Here is an 18,962-nt window from a genome sequence, read left to right as displayed (position 1 = left end):
GTCAGCGCTTGAGATAACGCAGCACAGCGTCGCAGATCATTGCCTTGTGGCGCTGCTTGACCTCCTCGCTCCACAACTCGATCTGAAAGATTTCGCTGAAGGTATGGCGATTGGAGATCCGGTAGAAGCAGAACGAGCTGATCATCAGGTGCAAGTCCACCGGATGAACACCATCACGAAACAGGCCGCTGGCTTCGCCACGACGCAGGATGCCGTCGAGCGCCCTGATGATGTTCTGGCTCTTGGCATGAATCGATTCGGACTGTTTGACGTTCTCGCCGTTATGGATGTTTTCGATGCACACGATGCGCACGAAATCGACATTGCTGTCGTGGTGATCGAAGGTGAACTCGACCACGCGGTGAATCGCTTCCACAGGCTCGAGTTCGGACAGATTGAGCTGGCTCTCGGTGTTGCGAATCGCGCCGTAAAGTTTTTCCAGCACTTCGACGTACAGCTGTTCCTTGCTGCCGAAGTAGTAATAGATCATCCGTTTCGAGGTTTTGGTGCGTTCGGCAATGGCATCGACGCGCGCACCCGACAGGCCATGGGCGACAAACTCGGCAACGGCGGCCTGCAGAATGTCTTCGCGGGTTTTTTCCGGATTGTTCTTGCGCCCTTTCGACGCAACGGCAACGGAGTCGTCAGTAGTTTTCATTGTTGGCTCATGACCACGAGTGATGCGCGGAGTATGCAGCCGACCGGCAACTGAGGGAAGCCGCGAGGGCGTCAAACCCTCGCAGCAGCCTTGCAATCGGATTCGCCTTACAGACGCGCCTGACGTGCTGCCACATTGCGCGCCTTGGCCATCGCGGCCAGACGCACCGGGACGTTGGCAGCGCCGTACCCTACGTAGCCGTTCTTGCGCTGCAGGATTTCGAAAAAGAAGCGCCCGTCAAACGCATCGGTGTAGACGTGGAACAACTCGCCACCCTGCGCATCGCGATCATAGAGCACGTTGTAATACGCCAGTTCACTGAGAAACTCCTCGTCGAAATCGAAGCGCGCCGCCAGGTCATCGTAGTAATTGAGCGGAATGTCCAGCAACGGTACGCCCGCTTCCTTGGCGCGGCTTACTTCGGCAAAGATGTCTTCGCAGGAAAAAGCAATGTGGTGCACACCCGAGCCGCGATAGCTCGACAGCGCATGGGAGATGGCTGTATTGCGATTCTCGGAGATATTCAGCGGCAAGCGCACGGTGCTACAACGGCTGCGCAGCGCACGGCTTTTGACCAGACCATAGGGGTCGGGCAAGACCACTTCATCGTCAGCCTCAAAGTCCAGAATGCTTTTGTAGAACAGCACCCAGCTGTCCAGGCTGTCGGCCGGCAGCGCCATAGCCATGTGGTCGATACGCTGCAACCCGCCCTTGGCGACTGCTTGCGGATCGACGACAAAATCGCTGTCGTAAATCGACTCTCCCGGCGCGGCGTTATCCACCAGATAGATCAGGCTGCCGTCAGGCGCGCGGACCGACGGAATCTCCCGCTCGTTAGGGCCGACCAGGCCACGATAGGGCTGGCCCTTGAAGACGCGCGCGCGTTCCAGCGACTGATGACCGTCGTCGACGCGCAAGGCGGTCGCGCATAATGAAGGGCCGTGCGCCTCGAAGAAGCTGTGGGCAAAGGAATAGGGTTCGGCATTGAGCACAATCCTGATATCACCCTGCCCCAGCAGACTGACCGCCTTGGAGCGATGCTGACCCAGCTTGGCAAAGCCCAGCCGTTGCAGCCAGCCCGACAGTCGAGCGCCATGGCTCTCGTCAACGGCAAACTCGAGGAACTCGACCCCATTGTAGGTACTGGCCGCGGGTGGATTGAAAAGGATTTCGGGAACCGCAGCCGGCTCGTCACGCGCCATCAACTGGCGGGTTTTCTCTTCCAGATAGAGCAGCGAACGCAGGCCGTCCGCGGCATTGGCGCGTGTCGGCGCTGCACGGAAGCCATCGTTGAACACTTCCAGCGACAACGGCCCGGTATAACCACTGCGCAGGATCGGCGCGAGAAAGCCGGCCAGATCGAATTCACCCTGGCCCGGGAAGCAACGGAAATGGCGGCTCCATTCCAGTACATCCATCGCCAGAAGCGGTGCGTCGGCCATCTGCACGAAAAAGATCTTGTCGCCCGGGATCTGCGCAATGGCGCTCGGATCGCCCTTCAGCGACAGGGTATGAAAGCTGTCGAGCAACACGCCAAGCGCCGGGTGGTCGACCTTACGCACCAGGTTCCAGACCTGTTGCCAGGTGTTCACATGCTTGCCCCAGGCCAGCGCTTCATAACCGACTCTCAGGTTACGGGCACCGGCGCGCTCGGCCAGCAGGCCCAGGTCATCGAGCAGAATGTTTTCGTCGCCCACCGAATCGGCAGACGCATTGCTGCAGACCAGCACCAGATCGGTGCCCAGTTCCTGCATCAGATCGAATTTGCGTTCGGCACGGTCGATATTGCGCTGCAGACGATCACGGCGGCAGCCTTCAAAATCGCGGAACGGCTGGAACAGGGTGATGGCAATGCCCAGGTCGGCACACATTTGCCTGATGTTGCGTGGGCTGCCGTCGTAATACAACAAGTCGTTTTCGAAAATCTCGACGCCGTCAAAGCCAGCTGCGGCGATGGCTTCGAGCTTTTCGGGCAGAGTACCGCTCAAGGATACGGTAGCAATTGAACGCTGCATGCTTTTCAGCTCCTGGATGAACGCGACCTGCTTGGGTCGCGACTGGACAGCACCGCATTCCTGGCCTTTCCCGGCCTTATTCAGAGGTGCGAGTAAAGTATTTGCCTGTGAAAACACTACAGCAACATAAAGTGTACGAACCGGTTAGTTTTACGTTCGATTATCGAACAAAAGCCGTTTTACTCAATTGACGCTGTATCTCGTAATGCTCAACATCGGCATCACATTGCAGGATAGACCCGCAGTCCAACATTTCGATATTCGCTCCATCAGCAGCAAACCCATAACAATTCAAAAAACAGGAACATTGCTCATGCGCACCCTTCTCGCTTTGCTCGCCCGATCACCCGTCCGTCTCAACAGACGTCCTGTTCGACGAAGCCGCCCGGCCAAAAGCCCGGCCACGGTCTGCGTCGCCTGAAACATTCCAACACACTTACGCGGCCCAACCTGTAAATTGTCGGCCCGACGGATCGTTTCGAGGACAGCCTGAGTCTACAGGCCAGTCGAATCAAGGTTCTACGACATCACTTTACCTGCACAACGCCTGCATCGAGTGGACTTCTCAGTCCGACTGTTGCCAGCAGCACAGTCCTGGAACGGATGGTTAGAACATCATGCTTAACACCCAGACCAACCCTGTCGCCCAGGCCGCCCGTGCCGGGATGGGCGAAAAGATCCGCGGCGCGCTCGCCGTAGGCAAGACTCGCTGGGGCATGCTCGCCCTGGTGTTCTTTGCCACCACGCTGAACTATATCGACCGGGCCGCGCTCGGCGTCATGCAGCCCATCCTCGCCAAGGAAATGAGCTGGACGGCGATGGACTACGCCAACATCAACTTCTGGTTTCAGGTCGGTTACGCGGTCGGCTTCGTACTGCAGGGCCGCTTCATCGACAAGGTCGGCGTGAAGCGCGCGTTCTTCCTCGCGGTGCTGCTGTGGAGCCTGGCCACCGGTGCTCACGGCCTTGCCACTTCCGCTGTCGGCTTCATGGTCTGCCGCTTCATTCTGGGCCTGACCGAAGCCGCCAACTACCCGGCCTGTGTGAAAACCACGCGGCTGTGGTTCCCTGCCGGTGAGCGCGCGGTGGCCACCGGCATCTTCAACGCCGGCACCAACGTCGGTGCCATGCTGACCCCGGCCCTCCTGCCGGTGATCCTCACGGTCTGGGGCTGGCAGGCCGCCTTCGTGGCGATGGGTTCGCTGGGGCTGCTCTGGGCCATCACCTGGCGCCTGAAGTACTACAACCCCGAAGAGCATCCGACCGTCAGCAAGAGCGAACTGGACTACATCAATCAGGAAGTCGAACCGGCGCCGGTCAAGGTGCCGTTCACCGGCATCCTGAAGATGCGGGGTACGTGGGCATTCGCGCTGGCGTATGCGATCACTGCTCCAGTGTTCTGGTTCTACCTGTACTGGCTGCCGCCGTTCCTCAATCAGCAATACAACCTGGGGATCAGCGTGACGCAGATGGGTATCCCGCTGATTCTGATCTGGCTGACGGCTGACTTCGGCAGTGTCGGCGGCGGCATTCTGTCGTCCTGGCTGATTGGTCGCGGCATGCGTGCGAAGACTGCGCGGCTGTTGTCGATGCTGATCTTTGCCATCACGATCTGCAGCGTGGTGTTCGCGGCCAATGCCAGCGGGCTGTGGGTGGCGGTACTGGCCATTTCGCTTGCCGTGGGTGCGCATCAGGCCTGGACGGCGAATATCTGGAGCCTGGTGATGGACTACACCCCCAAGCACATGATGAGTACCGTGTTCGGCTTCGGCGGCATGTGTGCGGCCATCGGCGGGATGTTCATGACGCAGATCGTGGGTGCGGTGCTGACCGCCACCAATAACAACTACAACGTGCTGTTCACCATGATCCCGGCGATGTATTTCATTGCCCTGATCTGGATGTACTTCATGGCCCCTCGCAAGGTTCCGACGCTCAGCGAGTGATCGTCTGACGCAGCCCGAAAACCCAGAATGGCTATCGTCCCCACGCTCCGCGTGGGGATGCAGTTCGTGACGCTCTGCGTCACACAGCGGGTTTTCTTTGTCAGGTGGATTGGCGTTCGGCTCAGGTCACCTTTTCGCCCCTCGGCGAGTTACGTTGATGGGGCCAAAGTAACCAAACCCCCTGGCTCCGTTTCCGGCCCGACTTCGTCGGGTTCCTTCGCCCTGTCACTTACGTCGCAATTTGCGTCGTCTGTGCCACCGTGATCGAAAAGCACGTATGGCGGCCTCCTGCAGACGCAGCATGACATTGTGCTGAGCCGAAGACTGCACCGAAGACCTGTAAGGCAGTGCGTCAGGAACTACATGCCAATGCTGAACATTGGCATCGACGTCAATCGGCACCTTCAGCGCCGCAAATTACCCACCCTTGCGTCGCTGTTGCCACGCCGCCGCCAGACCGCTGAGGCAGATGATGGCGATGCCGGCCTGCGCGGTCGGGGACGGGGTGTGGTCGAAGACCAGGTAGCCGAGCAATCCGGCGAACACGATCTGGCAATAACTGAACGGCGCCAGCATGGCAGGGGCGGCGAAGCGGAAGGCTTGAGTCAGCAGCAAATGCGCCGACATCCCGCATGCACCCAGCGCCAGCAGAAACGGCAAGTGCTTGAGCGCCGGCACTTCCCAGAAGAACGGCACCAACGCACTCATCAACAGGGTATTGAACAGCCCCGCGAAAAAGTTGCTGGTGGTCGGGCTGTCGAACGGACTGACCAGCCGCGTCAGGAGTTGATACAGCGCAAAACACAAAGCCGATGACAGCGGCAGCAGAATCGCCGGGGTAAACAGTTCGCCGCCCGGATGAATGATGATCATCACCCCGACAAACCCGACCACCACCGCAATCCACTGCCCACGCGTCACACGCTCGTGCAGCAGCGGCACCGATAACGCGGTAACCAGCAACGGCGCAAGAAAGTTGACCGCCGTCGCTTCCGCCTGCGGGATGAACATCAGGCTGCTGGTAAACAGCAGACTGGTGCCCAGCAACGCCAGTGCGCGCAAGGCCTGCAGGCCAGGACGCTTGGTACGAAGCACCCGCAACCCCGATGACGGCATGAAAATGCAGGCCATCAGCAGCGTGTGCACCAGATAGCGCGCCCAGACCACCAGAATGATCGGATAGAAGCCAGACAGGTACTTGGACAGAGTGTCGTGACTGGCAAACAGAAAAGTCGCCAGAAGAATGAAGCCAATACCTTTGAGAGGTTGATTGACGCCGGACAACGGCGTGCTGGCAGTGCTCATTGCGCTTCCTTGTTCAAGTTTCAGCAGCCCGACGCCGTGGCCGAACGCGCTCTCTACCCATATTTGCCCGTGAGCATCGCACACACGTTTGCGGCTTCTCGCAGGAAATGTTCGAACCGGTTCATTAGCGTTCGATAATCGCCCGAAACGACTGTTTCGCAATTGCACGGGGCGTTACGCCATTTCACTATCGCAGCCAGTTACACGACTCAATAACTACAAAAAAGGTCTGTTCCATGCGCGTGAATTCCCCCTGCAAACTCCTTTGCGGTCTGTCGGCGGCTGTCGCTGCAAGCCTGACGCCCATCAGCGGCCACAGTGCCGGGTTCGTCGAAGACGCCAAGGTCAATCTGAACCTACGCAACTTCTACATCAACCGCAACTTCGTCGACCCGGCCAATACGCAGAACTACGCCGAGGAGTGGACGCAGAACTTCATCCTCGACGCCCGCTCCGGCTTCACCCAAGGCACCGTCGGCTTTGGTGTCGACGCACTGGGCCTCTACTCGCTCAAGCTAGACGGCGGCAAGGGTACCGGCGGCACACAATTGCTGCCCATCCATGGCGATGGACGCCCGGCCGACGACTTCGGCCGTCTGGCAGTGGCCGGCAAGGCACGCTTCTCGAAGACCGAATTGAAGGTCGGCGAGTGGATGCCGGTGCTGCCGATCCTGCGCTCGGATGACGGCCGCTCGCTGCCACAAACCTTTCAGGGCGGGCAGATCACCTCCAAGGAAATCGACGGCCTGACCCTTTACGGTGGTCAGTTCCGTGGCAACAGCCCGCGCAACGACGCAAGCATGGAAGACATGTCCTTGAATGGCCGTACCGCGTTCACTTCCGACCGCTTCAACTTTGGCGGCGGCGAGTACGTGTTCAACGAAAAGCGCACCCAGGTCGGCGTGTGGTACGCCGAGCTTGAAGACATCTACCACCAGCAATATTTCAACCTGCTGCACAGCCAGCCGTTGGGCAGCTGGACGCTGGGGGCCAACCTTGGCTACTTCCAGGGCAAGGACGATGGTCAGTCGCTGGCCGGCGATCTGGACAACAAGACCTGGTCAGCGCTGCTTTCGGCACGACACGGTGGCAACACCTTTTACCTGGGCCTGCAGAAAGTCAGCGGCGACAGCGCCTGGATGCGCGTCAACGGCACCAGTGGCGGGACCTTGGCCAACGACAGTTACAACTCCAGCTTCGACAATGCCAAGGAGAAATCCTGGCAGTTGCGCCATGACTATGACTTCGTAGCTATGGGCGTGCCCGGTTTGACCCTGATGAACCGCTACATCAGCGGCGACAACGTGCACACTGGCGCCATCACCGACGGCGAAGAGTGGGCACGGGAAACCGAGCTGGCTTATGTGTTCCAGAGCGGCGCGTTCAAAAGCCTGTCAGTCAAATGGCGCAACTCCACCATGCGTCGCGACTACAACACCAACCAGTTCGACGAAAACCGCCTGATCGTCAGCTACCCGCTGTCGCTGCTCTGATCCGAACAGGACGCCGCCGTGGCCGAGGGCGCTGCGGCGGCGTTCTCGATCACCGCTCTCAATTGTCCTGCAATGACTCCACGCCCATTTCATCCCACACCGCTTCAGCCAGATGGAACGTTGCATTGGCCGCAGGAATGCCGCAGTAGATAGCGCTCTGCATCAGCACTTCCTTGATTTCCTCGCGGGTCACGCCGTTGTTTTTCGCGGCCTTGAGGTGCAGGCGCAATTCGCCTTCGCGATTCATGCCGATCAGCATCGCGATGGTGATCAGGCTGCGCGTATGGCGCGGCAACCCCGGACGCGTCCAGATATCACCCCAGGCGTGACGAGTGATCATCTCCTGAAACTCTTCATTGAACGGCGTCAGTTTGCTCAGGCTGTTATCGACATGCGCATCGCCCAGCACCGCGCGGCGCACCTGCATGCCGGCTTGGTAACGTTCGTCTTCGGTCATTGGGAAATCCTTGTGTGTTCGGCCACGGCGCGCTCGACCCAATGGCGAGCCTGGCCAAGGTAATGGGCCGGATCGAGCAGACGATCCAGCTCGTCAGAAGAAAACTGCTCGCTGACCTGCGGGGTTTCGCCGAGCACCTGACGCAAATGCGCGCCCTGCTCCACCGCACGCCGGCAGCACTGTTCAACCAGATGATGGGCTGCATCGCGGCCGATGCGCTGAGCCAGCGCAATGCTCACTGCCTCGGCGAGAACCAGGCCTTTGGTGGATTGAAGATTGATCGCCATGCGCTCGGCATCGACCTGCAGACCGGGTATCACCTGCAAGGCCTGCTGCAGGGAACCGGAGACCAGACAGCACAGTTCCGGTAAGGTCTCCCACTCGGCATGCCACAGGCCCAGGCTGCGTTCGTGCTCCTGCGGCATGGCCGACAGCATGGTGGCCACCAGCCCCGGTGCGCGAGTGGCGGTGCTGATCATGACTGCAGCACCGACCGGGTTGCGTTTGTGCGGCATGGTCGAAGATCCGCCCTTGCCCGGCGCCGAAGGCTCGAAGACCTCGCCCACTTCGGTCTGCATCAACAGGCTCACATCGCGCCCCAGCTTGCCGAGACTGCCGGCGATCAGGCCCAACAGACCGGCAAACTCCACCAGTCGGTCGCGCTGGGTGTGCCAGGGCTGCTCGGGCAACGCCAGTTGCAATTCATCGGCCAGCGCTTCGGCCACCGAAAAGGCCTGATCGCCCAGCGCCGCGAGGCTGCCGGACGCACCACCGAACTGCAGGCACAGCAGGCGCGGTTTGATCTCGTTCAAGCGCTGTCGATGGCGAGTGACTGCGCCCAGCCAGCCGGCGATTTTCATCCCCAATGTGACCGGCGTGGCCTGCTGCAGCCAAGTGCGTCCGGCCAAGGGCGTGCAGGCATGACACTGTGCCTGCTCAGCCATCGCATCGGCCAGTCGACTGAGGTCACGCTCAAGCAGCACGATGGCTCGACGCAGTTGCAGGACCAGCCCGCTGTCCATCACATCCTGACTGGTCGCGCCCATGTGCACGTAGCGCTCGGCTTCAGCGCTGCGTGCGGCAATCTGTTTGCCCAGCGCCTTGACCAGCGGAATCGCTGAATTGCCGGCACTGCCGATGGCGATTGCCAGCGCGTCAAAATCGAACAGCCGTGCGTCGCAGCTCAGCTCGATGTCGGCGACTACCTCGGGCGGGATCAGGCCGACGCGCGCCTGTGCCCGGGCCAGCGCAGCCTCGAAATCGAGCATGCCCTGCACCCGGCCTTCATCGGAAAAGATCTCGCGCATTTCGGGTTGCATGAAGTAGGCATCGAAAAGTTGATTGCTCGCTCTGTTCACATCACCACTCCAGATTGAAAGGTTTCAGGTAGCGTCCGAATGGCTGACCCAGCCTTTGATCAGCACCGCTATCGCGGCTAGCGCCGCCGGGATGACCAGCGCGGTCAGCACCTGCTCGAACGTCCAGCCCAGGCCCAGCAGCGTGGCACCGGCCCAGGCGCCGAGAATGGCGCCGAAACGGCCGATCCCGAGCATCCACGACACGCCCGTGGCACGCCCCTGAGTGGGGTAAAAACGCGCTGCCAGCGACGGCATTGCCGACTGCGCGCCGTTGATGCACATGCCGGCCAGCAGCACCAGTGTCGCCAACAGCGCGACATTACCCAGACTCTGCCCGACCAGCCAGGCGAACACCCCCGCCAGTGCATAGGCACAACCAATGACCTTGTGCGGATTGTAACGATCCATCGCCCAGCCCACGCCCACAGCACTCAACACCCCGCCGAACTGAAACAGCGCGCCAATAAAGGCCGACTGTTCCATGCTCGCGCCGCTGTCGCGCATCAGCGTCGGCAGCCAGCTGGTCAGCAGGTAGACGATGACCAGCCCCATGAAATACGTCAGCCACAGCAACAGCGTGCCGGCACTGTAGTTGCCGGAGAAGATCACTTTCAGCACATTGCGGCTGCTGACCGTTTTCTGTTCGGGAACGCTGAAATCAGTGATACCGGCCAGCGCCTTGGGCGCAATCGGTGCCAGCACCTTGCGAATCCGCTCTGCACCGCGATTACGTACCACCAGAAATCGCGCCGACTCCGGCAGCCAGACCATCAGCACCAACCCCAGCAGGAGGGGCAGGATACCGCCCAGCATCAGAAGGCTGTGCCAGCCCATGCTGGGGATCAGTTTGGCTGATACAAAACCGCCGCATGCCATGCCCAGATTGAAACCGCAGAACATGCTCGTCACCAGCAGCGACTTGAGCCGCTCGGGGGTGTATTCCGACAGCAAGGTGGTGGCGTTGGGCATCGCCGCGCCGAGCCCCAGCCCGGTCAACAGGCGCAGTACCAGCAATTGATCGATGTTGCTGCTGTAAGCTGAGGCCAGGCTGAAAAGACCGAACAGCAGCACCGCGACCACCAGCACCACCTTGCGCCCGAAGCGGTCGGCCAGCGGGCCGGAACCCAGCGCGCCGAACACCATGCCGATCAGCGCAGCACTCATCACCGGCCCCAGGCTGGCCCGATCGATCCCCCAATCCTGGCTGAGTGCGGGTGCAATGAAGCCCATTGCGGCAGTATCGAGGCCGTCGAGAAACACGATCAGAAAACACAGCGCAACCACTCGCCACTGATACCCGGATAGCGGTTGTGCATTGATAAAGGCCTGAACGTCGAGCGTACTCGACGCGGGGCTGCCGGCGGAAAGCGTCATGGAGGGGTCCTTTTATTTTTATAGGGTCGCCTGCCGATGCAGGCGCCTTGAAACGCACGCACATTGATTGCTGAATCGACAAGCGATTCAGAAATCGAAAAACACTGTCTCGCCTTCACCTTGCACGCGGATATCAAAACGATAGGCCGTCTGCCCCTCATGCGTGCAGCGGCGTGCCACCAGGGTTTCACGACGCGGGGGCTGCTCAATCAGGTTGAGCACCGGGTCCTGCGCGTTCGCCTGGGCTTCGTCGTCGAAATACAACCGCGTCTGCAGATGAATATTGATGCCCCGCGCAAACAGCGAAACATTGATGTGCGCCGCCATCGGCACGCCCGCCGCATTGCGCGCCGAGCCTGGCTTGATGGTCTTGAGGATCCATTGGCCATCGTCCGTGGTAGCCGTGCGACCAAAGCCGTTGAACGGCCTGTCCGGGTCGAATTCGCTGTGATACGCACCCTGATGATCTGCCTGCCAGAACTCCAGATAGGCATCGCGGATCAGGTGACCGTTGCCGTCGAAGACGTTGCCCAGCAATACGATGTGCTCGCCGGGCGCCTCGGGCCTGGCCATCTCGTTCCAGATTTCCAGCTCGCGGGGCGGGTTGCCGGCCACCTGTGGTGCAAGACCGATGTGAACGTAAGGGCCAGCGGTTTGCGAAGGGGTTTCCTGCAGCAATTGAACGGGCATGTCGGGCCTCCTCAGCAGTTTTCGAAATGAGTCTTGCGCTGGCCGCGCAACACGATATCAAAGCGATACGCCAGGCAATCCATCGGATTGCCCAGGCCCAGGTCGAGCCTGGCAATCAGGCTCTGCACGGCGTCCGGGTTGGCGATGGCCTTGACGATCGGGCAGATCGGAATCAGCGGGTCGCCTTCGAAATACAACTGAGTGATCAGCCGTGTGGCAATCGACGGCCCGCTGATCGACACATGAATATGCGCCGGGCGCCAGTCGTTGGGACCGTTGCGCCATGGGTAAGGCCCTGGCTTGACGGTACGGAAGCTGTAATTGCCTTCGCTGTCGGTCAGTGCACGTCCGACGCCGCCGAAATTGGGATCGATAGGCGCCAGATAGGCATCGCGCTTGTGGCGATAACGCCCGCCGGCGTTGGCCTGCCAGATCTCCACCAGCGTATGCGGGATCGGCTTTCCGTACTGATCGCAGACCCGCCCGGCCAGCAGGATACGCTCACCGATGGGCAGCCCACCGTTGTTGAAATTGAGCAGCAGGTCGTTATCGTGCTGGCCGAATTTCAAATGCGAGAAATCCGGGCCGGTGGTTTCGGAAATGGACTGCGGGATACTGACCAGCGCCTGACGCGGCGAGCGCAGGATCGAGGTCTTGTAATCAGGGGTGAGAGCTTTTGGATGCCAGTTTCGGTCACGAATGACGAAGCGGCTGTTGTCCGCGGCAGACATGGCGTTCTCCTCGTTTTTCTTATGGGCCGCGCAGGCGTCGATCACATGCGCTACAGGCTGCGGCGAAGTGTCGCGCGATCCATGCTTATAGAGAACTGAAATAAACCCTATGATCCATAACCATTTGGTTATGGATGCTAGACGTTGCGATAGGCCTCTCCAAGACTCCGCAGCTCGTCCACGCACCACTGCGCTGCGCGCGTGAGTGGCAAGGCCGGGTTGCTGCACAAACCGACAGAGCCGCCCGGCTCACGAATACCCATGTCCAGTTCGACCAGCGTGCCGCCTTTCAACTCCAGCGACACGGCATCCAGCGGCGCGATCCACACCGCATCGCTGCATTGCACATAGCGGCGGCTGAGGGTGAGCGAAAGGGTTTCAAGGCGCTGACGTGGCATGCGGATGCCGCACTGTACGAACAGGCTGTCGGCAAACTTGCGGATGGTGGTGCCTGCCAGCGGCAACACCAGCGGGAACTGCTCGAGACTTTCGGGCTTGAGCGGCGCAGCCAGCAATGGGTGATCGCTGCGCACCACCAGCGTCATCGACTCGTTGTACAGGTGCTCGAACGTCAGGCCCTGAATCTGCGGACTGTCCGTCATGCGCCCGACCACCAGATCCAGCTCCCCTACCCTCAATTGCGACAGCAGATAGGCACTGGGCCCGGTCATTACGCTGACGATCAGCGCCGGGTGCTGCTGGTGCAGGCGATGAACCACCTCGGGCACCAACAGGCTTTCGGCCGTCGACAGTACGCCCAGTCGTGCAGTGACCGTATCGTGCTCACCCGAACGCAGGCTGCTGACGCCCTCGCGCAGGGCCTGCACGCTGGGCCCGGCAAAGCGCATGAACGCCACGCCCGCTTCGGTGAGTGCCGCGCCGCTCTTGCTGCGCACGAACAGCGTGGTGTCGAGCAGGGTTTCCAGCTCTTTGAGACTTTTCGACAGCGCCGGCTGACTGATCGCCAGAACGTCGGAAGCACGCGCCAGACTGCCCTGCCGAGCCACTTCGAGAAAGCAGACCAGGTGGCGAAATTTGATGCGTGTATCGATATTCACTGCGCGTCGTGTCCGGTAAATGAAAGGGAATGCAGCTCAACGACAAGGCAGCTCAACGACTCAGAAACGACGCCACTTGAGGCGCGTCAAATGGCCAGTCCAGCTCGTCGCCGGTGTCGACTCGCCGCAACACAGGAACGCGCAACTCGTAGCGTTCAAGCAGTTGCTCATCCTCGCAGATGTCGACCAGCTCAACCAGCAGGCCGTGTTCGATGGCGAACGGAAGTAAAACCGCTTCGGCAACCTCGCACAGCGGGCATCCCAAGGTGCTGAACAGCTGACATTCGGGGGGCATGAGTCGATCCTCGGCGAATCCTCGGCAAGCGGAAATTATTCTAGGCGCGCACCGGGATCACGTCGACACCCGAAAATGCGCCTTGCTGAACGCATTGGCGCGATCCAGTACCGGTTTCTCGAAACAACGATAACCGACCCAGCCATAGCACACCGCCGCAGCCATCATCAGCAGCGCGAAAAACAGGTTGTCCAGGTAGCTTTCGGGCCAGGCTCCCACCAGACTCCAGACCCTGCCGATCACCCCCAGCACCAGCAGATGAGACAGGTAGACCGTGTAGGACATATCGCCCACGGCAACCAGAAACCCGGGCACCCGCAGGTGTCGACGCCGTTCGAGCAATGCCAGCGTCACCACCAGCATGCCGAACGTGCCGCCGACCATGAGCATGCGCAGCAACCCCTGACTCTCATACAGCCGGTAATAGCCGATCAGGGGCACCGCCGCCAACAACGCGACACCGAGCAGTAACCAGACCGCAGCAGTCGGCACGCGGGCACTGTGGCGACCGTAAAAGAACAAGGCCAGCGCGGCGCCAAGCATGAACTCGAGGGCATAGGGATGCAGGATGATCTTCACTGCCGGGGAATAGTCCTGCCAGTCTGCCAGCGTGTTGAACGCCACGATGATCAGACACCAGCCGCCGAGCAGAAACGGCAGGCTGCGCTCGCGAAACAGCAGAAAGCCGGAGAACACTACGTAAAACCACAGTTCGAACAGCAGCGACCAGGCCACCATCACCAGCAGCACCTTGTCGTTGGGCAACAGCAGGAACGACATGATCAGATTGGACGAGCCATGCCCGCTGTTGACCATGCCAGGCTGCACCAGATAAACCGCCAGGGTGATGAAAAAGTACAACCAGTACGTGGGATAGATCCGCGATACCCGATTGAACAAAAACCGCTGGGCTTCGATTGCGCTCTGAAAACGGCCACGGCTGACAATCACCATGACGAATCCGCTGATGACGAAGAACAGATCGACGCCCAACTGAAAAAAATCGAGCCAGGGCGGCAAAAGGATATCGCCACCGGAAAACTTGCTCTCTACCGACATCATGTGAAACAACACAACGCCCAGGACCGCTACGCCCCTGAGCCCCTGCAGGGAATACAGCCGCTCCATGCCTCTCTCCATTCAACGGATGTCGCGCGCGCCAGGCCTTCCCTTGATCACGCGTGTGGAGCATAGCCAATGGCCAGAAATACGAAACCCCAATCTTCCAGTGGTTGCGGTTTTTGCTGGCAGATACTTTTGGAGTAAGGTGCAACTGCAGTGCAAAGCCTGATCGAACACGATGCGGCAATCGAAGTGAACCTTCAGGAATCACCTGTACTCGAAACATTCATACGCCCACCAAACGGAGAACATCATGGCCCGCGAAACTGCACAGAATGCTCAGGAAATCCTGAGAGCCGACTTCCAGGTACTGGTTGCCGACACTGAGAAATTGCTGGCGCATACCGCCTCTCTCGCGGGTGATCAGGCCGATGAATTGCGCGCCCAGATCCGCGAAAGCCTGCTGCGTGCCAAGGAAACCCTGAAGACCACCGAAGATTCGTTGCGCGAGCGCGGTGAAGCGGCAGTGGTCGCCACCGAAGATTACGTTCAGAACAACCCCTGGCAGTCCGTCGGTATCGCCGCAGGTGTCGGCTTTCTGATCGGTCTGCTGGCTACAAGGCGCTAACATCATGACTCTGGGAACGGAATCAGCACCGCCCGAGGGAACTCCGGGCGCTTCACCGCGGCGCCTGGGCGCTGCCTTCCTTGGCCTGTTGCACACTCACGTCGAGCTGTTCGGCATTGAATTGCAGGAACAGAAAGCGCGAACCGTCAGCCTGCTGCTGTTCGCCGGTCTGGCACTGGTTTTCGGCCTGCTGCTGCTCACCGGGCTCTCGGCCTTGCTGCTGATCGTTCTGTGGGACAGCTATCGCTTGGCCGGCATCGTTGGCCTGTGTACGTTTTACCTGCTGGCCGCGATCTTCTGTGGATTGCGCCTCAAGGCAGCGATCTTCGACGAGTCTTCGCCCTTCCACGCGACCCTCGAAGAACTGGCCAATGACCGTGAGCGATTGATGCCATGAGTGAACCCAAGTCGCACCAGAGCAATACTCGTCGAGAACTGCGCAAGGCATTGATCCGCCTGCGCATGGAAATGCACCGCCAGGAAATTCGCCACGAATCGACGCAACTGATGCAGCCGTTGCAACGCTTTCGCGGTATCCGCCATGACTGGAAAAGCGCGCTGGGCTTTCGCCACGCGCCGCTCTGGGGCGTGGGCTCGGTCGCCCTGCTGGGCTTCCTGAGCGGCAAACGTGCCAAGACCGGACGTACCAGCCTGCTGGGCCGCCTGTTAAAGCTGGGCATCACGTTGACGCCGGTAGTCAAGGTCGCCATGCAAGCACGCGCCCTGCAGAATCGCAATCGCAAAGTCTGATCGCGCCGTGCATCTCGCATGATCCTGGCCTGACTGTACTGGCCTTAATATAAATGCCTGCTCCGGAATTCCGGTGCAGGCATTTGTTTTTCTACGGGACCTGTTTTCATCAATGCGCCCCTTGCGGCAGGCGTGTCGAAGCGGGAAGCTACGCCCCAATTACTGACGGAGTGAACGCATTGGATTGGCAAACACTGCTTAACCGCGAACGACTGGGCAAGACCCTGCACAGCCCCGAGGAACTGGGGCGCAGTCCGTTTCACAAGGACCATGACCGGATCATCTTTTCCGGGGCCTTCCGCCGCTTGGGACGCAAGACCCAGGTGCATCCGGTGTCCAGCAATGATCATATCCATACGCGCCTGACCCATTCGCTGGAAGTCAGTTGTGTCGGCCGTTCGCTGGGGATGCGTGTCGGCGAAACGCTGCGCTCTGCCCTGCCTGAATGGTGCGATCCGAGCGACCTGGGCATGGTCGTGCAATCGGCTTGTCTGGCGCACGACATCGGCAATCCGCCGTTCGGCCATTCGGGCGAAGATGCAATTCGCAACTGGTTCAATCAGGCGGCCGGGCGCGGCTGGCTCGACGCGATGAGCGACACCGAGCGCAATGACTTCCTCAATTTCGAAGGCAATGCCCAAGGGTTCCGGGTGCTGACGCAGCTGGAATACCACCAGTTCGACGGCGGCACCCGCCTGACCTACGCCACATTGGGCACATACCTCAAATACCCGTGGACCGCACGCCACGCGGACTCGCTGGGCTACAAGAAGCACAAGTTCGGCTGCTATCAAAGTGAACTGCCGATCCTTGAGCAGATCGCCGGCAAGCTGGGTTTGCCGCAGCTCGAAGACCAGCGTTGGGCGCGTCATCCGCTGGTGTATCTGATGGAGGCGGCCGACGACATCTGTTACGCCCTGATCGATCTGGAAGACGGTCTGGAGATGGACCTGCTCAACTACGCAGAAGTGGAATCGCTTTTGCTCGGGCTGGTCGGCGACGATCTTCCGGAAACCTACCGACAACTGGGCCCGGGCGACTCACGACGGCGCAAACTGGCAATCCTGCGTGGCAAGGCCATCGAGCACTTGACCAACGCGGCCGCCAGAGCCTTCGTCGAGCAGCAGGACGCCTTGCTGGCCGGCACCCTGCCTGGCGACCTGGTCGAGCACATGCACGGCCCGGCCAAACGCTGCGTGCTCAACGCCAAGGACATGGCGCGCAAGAAAATCTTTCAGGACAAGCGCAAGACACTGCATGAAATCGGTGCCTACACCACGCTGGAGATCCTCCTCAACGCATTCTGCGGCGCGGCCGTCGAGCAGTTCGGCGGCAGGACGCCATCGTTCAAGCATCGACGCATCCTCGATTTACTGGGTAACAGCGCGCCCGATCCCAAGGCACCGCTGCATGCATCTTTCCTGCGCATGATCGACTTCATTGCGGGCATGACCGACAGCTACGCCAGTGAAATGGCCCGGGAAATGACTGGCCGCTCCGGACAGATATAGCCTCCATCGACCAGCCCGCTGCCTGAACGCACACAGGCAAAGGCTGGTCAGACCTGATCACCCCGCAAAACTCAGACAGGCCCTACATGCATGTCAGACGGGTCCTATCGCAGCTTTTCTTGCATCCCTCAATAATTCCAGCCACTTCAACTGCCATCCGGCACGTCATCCATCCGCCTGCGATACTCACGGGTCCGCACGCCGCCTGCCGACGCCTGAACGCCTCGCCAGGGCTTTTCCGGAACGCTCATGTCCACACATAGCCTGCGCATCCTTCTGGTGGAAGATCACCCGTTTCAATTGATCGCCACTCAGGTGCTGCTCAACAACCATGGCTACTTCCTGCTGACACCCGTGCTGACGGCTGCCGAGGCCATGGCCGCCATGCAACGCAGCGCCGAACCGTACGGGCTTGTGCTGTGCGATCAGTGCCTGCCGGACATGTCAGGCCTCGACCTGATCGACGAGGCAGCCCGACACGGCTGGCTGCGCCAGGCGATTCTGCTCAGCGGCTTGCCTGACACACAGCTTGAAAACCTGCAGCAACTCGCCCTGCAGCGCGATCTCCCCCTGCTCGGCTGCCTGAGCAAGCCCCTGCACGGGCCCGACCTCAGCCGCCTGCTGGGGCACCTCATTGACTGACGTCGGTAAACCGGCTTTATCCGCTTTCAGATAGGCAGGGTAAAAACAGATACATACCTTAACACCGACAAACCGTACCGATTAAATACGACGTTCAGACGCGTAGGAAATCAGCAGTCAACATGAATGATGATTCCAGAAAGTAATAAAAATTTGATGCATCACTCGTCAAATACACATTGAAATAAGCGTTAACGTTTAAACACACTTGTGTTCTACGTAGGCTTTTACGTACTCCGATACGCTAATTTTTGTAGGACTTTTCCTATATATGCCTGCCGAGCAAGTCTCTTTATGTGCCTGCCCGAACATCTGAGCTAAGGTGCGCGCTTTCTTCACTGCTTGTTATGGAATGGAATATGAACTCAGTTTTTATCATCGACGATCATCCGGTCATCCGGATGGCGGTCAGAATGCTCCTGGAGAATGAAAATTATGAGGTGGTCGGCGAAACCGACAACGGTGTCGACGCCATGCAGATGGTGCGTGAATGCATGCCCGACCTGATCATCCTCGACATCAGCATCCCCAAGCTCGACGGCCTCGAGGTGCTGGCCCGCTTCAATACGATGGGGCTGCCCTCCAAGATTCTGGTGCTGACGTCGCAGACCCCCAACCTGTTTGCCATTCGCTGCATGCAATCAGGTGCCTCGGGTTATGTGTGCAAGCAGGAAGACCTTAGCGAACTGCTCAGTTCGGTGAAAGCGGTATTATCCGGCTACAATTACTTTCCCAGTCAGGCGTTGACGTGCGCAGTTCGTGAAGATGGCCAGACCAACGAGCTGGAGCTGTTCAAGTTGGTCAATGACCGCGAACTGATGGTCTTGCAGTTATTTGCCCAAGGCCGTTCCAACAAGGAAATAGCCAAGGGCATGTTTCTCAGTAACAAAACCGTCAGCACTTACAAAACACGGCTTATGCAAAAACTGAAAACCAGAACCTTGGTAGAACTTATCGAGATGGCAAAACGCAACGCGCTAGTGTGAGAA

The 18,962-nt window shown here is 59.6% G+C and carries 19 protein-coding genes; 8 read left to right on the top strand and 11 right to left on the bottom strand.

Annotation, left to right across the window (positions count from 1 at the left end):
• Position 1 precedes the first annotated feature (1 nt).
• Positions 2 to 658: a TetR/AcrR family transcriptional regulator gene (locus JOE39_RS04235; RefSeq protein ID WP_003423761.1), complete on the bottom strand. Its 657-nt coding sequence runs from the start codon at positions 656 to 658 to the stop codon at positions 2 to 4.
• 107 nt (positions 659 to 765) lie between these two features.
• On the bottom strand, positions 766 to 2,673 hold the full coding sequence (gene quiC, locus JOE39_RS04230; RefSeq protein WP_003393005.1) for a 3-dehydroshikimate dehydratase QuiC: 1,908 nt from the start codon (positions 2,671 to 2,673) through the stop codon (positions 766 to 768).
• A gap of 617 nt (positions 2,674 to 3,290) precedes the next feature.
• Between quiC and JOE39_RS04225 the strand changes: the two genes are divergently transcribed.
• A complete protein-coding gene (locus JOE39_RS04225; RefSeq protein ID WP_210077837.1) occupies positions 3,291 to 4,619 on the top strand; it encodes an MFS transporter in 1,329 nt (442 codons plus the stop codon).
• 417 nt (positions 4,620 to 5,036) lie between these two features.
• Here JOE39_RS04225 and JOE39_RS04220 read toward each other — a convergent pair whose 3' ends face one another.
• Entirely contained in the window at positions 5,037 to 5,924 is an 888-nt protein-coding gene (locus JOE39_RS04220) for a DMT family transporter (protein WP_024683528.1), read from the bottom strand.
• A gap of 236 nt (positions 5,925 to 6,160) precedes the next feature.
• On the opposite strand from JOE39_RS04220, the gene JOE39_RS04215 reads away from it, so the two are divergent.
• Positions 6,161 to 7,417, top strand: a complete 1,257-nt coding sequence (locus JOE39_RS04215) for an OprD family porin (RefSeq protein WP_074997710.1) — start codon at positions 6,161 to 6,163, stop codon at positions 7,415 to 7,417.
• A 58-nt stretch (positions 7,418 to 7,475) separates the two neighbouring features.
• Here JOE39_RS04215 and pcaC read toward each other — a convergent pair whose 3' ends face one another.
• The 8 genes from pcaC to JOE39_RS04175 all read right to left on the bottom strand — a co-directional run bounded on the left by pcaC (position 7,476) and on the right by JOE39_RS04175 (position 14,508).
• The gene (gene pcaC / locus JOE39_RS04210; protein WP_003423756.1) at positions 7,476 to 7,874 is read right to left on the bottom strand and encodes a 4-carboxymuconolactone decarboxylase; all 399 of its coding nucleotides are present in this window, start codon (positions 7,872 to 7,874) and stop codon (positions 7,476 to 7,478) included.
• Positions 7,871 to 9,232: a 3-carboxy-cis,cis-muconate cycloisomerase gene (locus JOE39_RS04205; RefSeq protein ID WP_024960807.1), complete on the bottom strand. Its 1,362-nt coding sequence runs from the start codon at positions 9,230 to 9,232 to the stop codon at positions 7,871 to 7,873. Before JOE39_RS04205 ends, pcaC begins: the two co-directional genes overlap by 4 nt.
• A gap of 24 nt (positions 9,233 to 9,256) precedes the next feature.
• Positions 9,257 to 10,606 carry an MFS transporter gene (locus JOE39_RS04200; protein WP_024960808.1) on the bottom strand — a complete coding sequence of 450 codons (1,350 nt, stop codon included), beginning with the start codon at positions 10,604 to 10,606 and terminating at the stop codon, positions 9,257 to 9,259.
• Between the two features lie 87 nt (positions 10,607 to 10,693).
• Positions 10,694 to 11,296: a protocatechuate 3,4-dioxygenase subunit alpha gene (gene pcaG, locus JOE39_RS04195; protein WP_153221101.1), complete on the bottom strand. Its 603-nt coding sequence runs from the start codon at positions 11,294 to 11,296 to the stop codon at positions 10,694 to 10,696.
• Positions 11,297 to 11,307: 11 nt separating this feature from the next.
• Positions 11,308 to 12,027 (bottom strand): protocatechuate 3,4-dioxygenase subunit beta, encoded by a 720-nt coding sequence (gene pcaH / locus JOE39_RS04190; RefSeq protein WP_003416184.1) that lies wholly within the window; start codon positions 12,025 to 12,027, stop codon positions 11,308 to 11,310.
• Between the two features lie 137 nt (positions 12,028 to 12,164).
• A complete protein-coding gene (pcaQ, locus tag JOE39_RS04185; protein WP_003423751.1) occupies positions 12,165 to 13,085 on the bottom strand; it encodes a pca operon transcription factor PcaQ in 921 nt (306 codons plus the stop codon).
• Between the two features lie 52 nt (positions 13,086 to 13,137).
• Positions 13,138 to 13,380, bottom strand: a complete 243-nt coding sequence (locus JOE39_RS04180; RefSeq protein WP_003315616.1) for a glutaredoxin family protein — start codon at positions 13,378 to 13,380, stop codon at positions 13,138 to 13,140.
• A 57-nt stretch (positions 13,381 to 13,437) separates the two neighbouring features.
• The gene (locus JOE39_RS04175; protein WP_003423749.1) at positions 13,438 to 14,508 is read right to left on the bottom strand and encodes an acyltransferase; all 1,071 of its coding nucleotides are present in this window, start codon (positions 14,506 to 14,508) and stop codon (positions 13,438 to 13,440) included.
• 247 nt (positions 14,509 to 14,755) lie between these two features.
• Between JOE39_RS04175 and JOE39_RS04170 the strand changes: the two genes are divergently transcribed.
• The 6 genes from JOE39_RS04170 to JOE39_RS04145 all read left to right on the top strand — a co-directional run bounded on the left by JOE39_RS04170 (position 14,756) and on the right by JOE39_RS04145 (position 18,959).
• Positions 14,756 to 15,070, top strand: a complete 315-nt coding sequence (locus tag JOE39_RS04170) for a DUF883 family protein (protein ID WP_003315618.1) — start codon at positions 14,756 to 14,758, stop codon at positions 15,068 to 15,070.
• A 4-nt stretch (positions 15,071 to 15,074) separates the two neighbouring features.
• Complete coding sequence (locus JOE39_RS04165) at positions 15,075 to 15,467, top strand: phage holin family protein (protein WP_003392988.1); 393 nt, start codon at positions 15,075 to 15,077, stop codon at positions 15,465 to 15,467.
• On the top strand, positions 15,464 to 15,820 hold the full coding sequence (locus JOE39_RS04160) for a hypothetical protein (RefSeq protein WP_003346087.1): 357 nt from the start codon (positions 15,464 to 15,466) through the stop codon (positions 15,818 to 15,820). Before JOE39_RS04165 ends, JOE39_RS04160 begins: the two co-directional genes overlap by 4 nt.
• 179 nt (positions 15,821 to 15,999) lie before the next feature.
• Positions 16,000 to 17,331, top strand: coding sequence for a deoxyguanosinetriphosphate triphosphohydrolase (locus JOE39_RS04155; RefSeq protein WP_003392987.1), 1,332 nt, complete (start codon positions 16,000 to 16,002; stop codon positions 17,329 to 17,331).
• 249 nt (positions 17,332 to 17,580) lie between these two features.
• On the top strand, positions 17,581 to 17,973 hold the full coding sequence (locus JOE39_RS04150; RefSeq protein ID WP_016567885.1) for a response regulator: 393 nt from the start codon (positions 17,581 to 17,583) through the stop codon (positions 17,971 to 17,973).
• A gap of 359 nt (positions 17,974 to 18,332) precedes the next feature.
• On the top strand, positions 18,333 to 18,959 hold the full coding sequence (locus tag JOE39_RS04145; protein ID WP_003423744.1) for a response regulator transcription factor: 627 nt from the start codon (positions 18,333 to 18,335) through the stop codon (positions 18,957 to 18,959).
• Positions 18,960 to 18,962: the final 3 nt, after the last annotated feature.

The organism is Pseudomonas sp. PvP100, assembly GCF_017833055.1.
Lineage (GTDB): Bacteria > Pseudomonadota > Gammaproteobacteria > Pseudomonadales > Pseudomonadaceae > Aquipseudomonas > Aquipseudomonas syringae.
The sequence above is the reverse complement of the archived record's forward strand: the minus strand, read 5'-3'. Positions and strand labels throughout refer to the sequence as shown.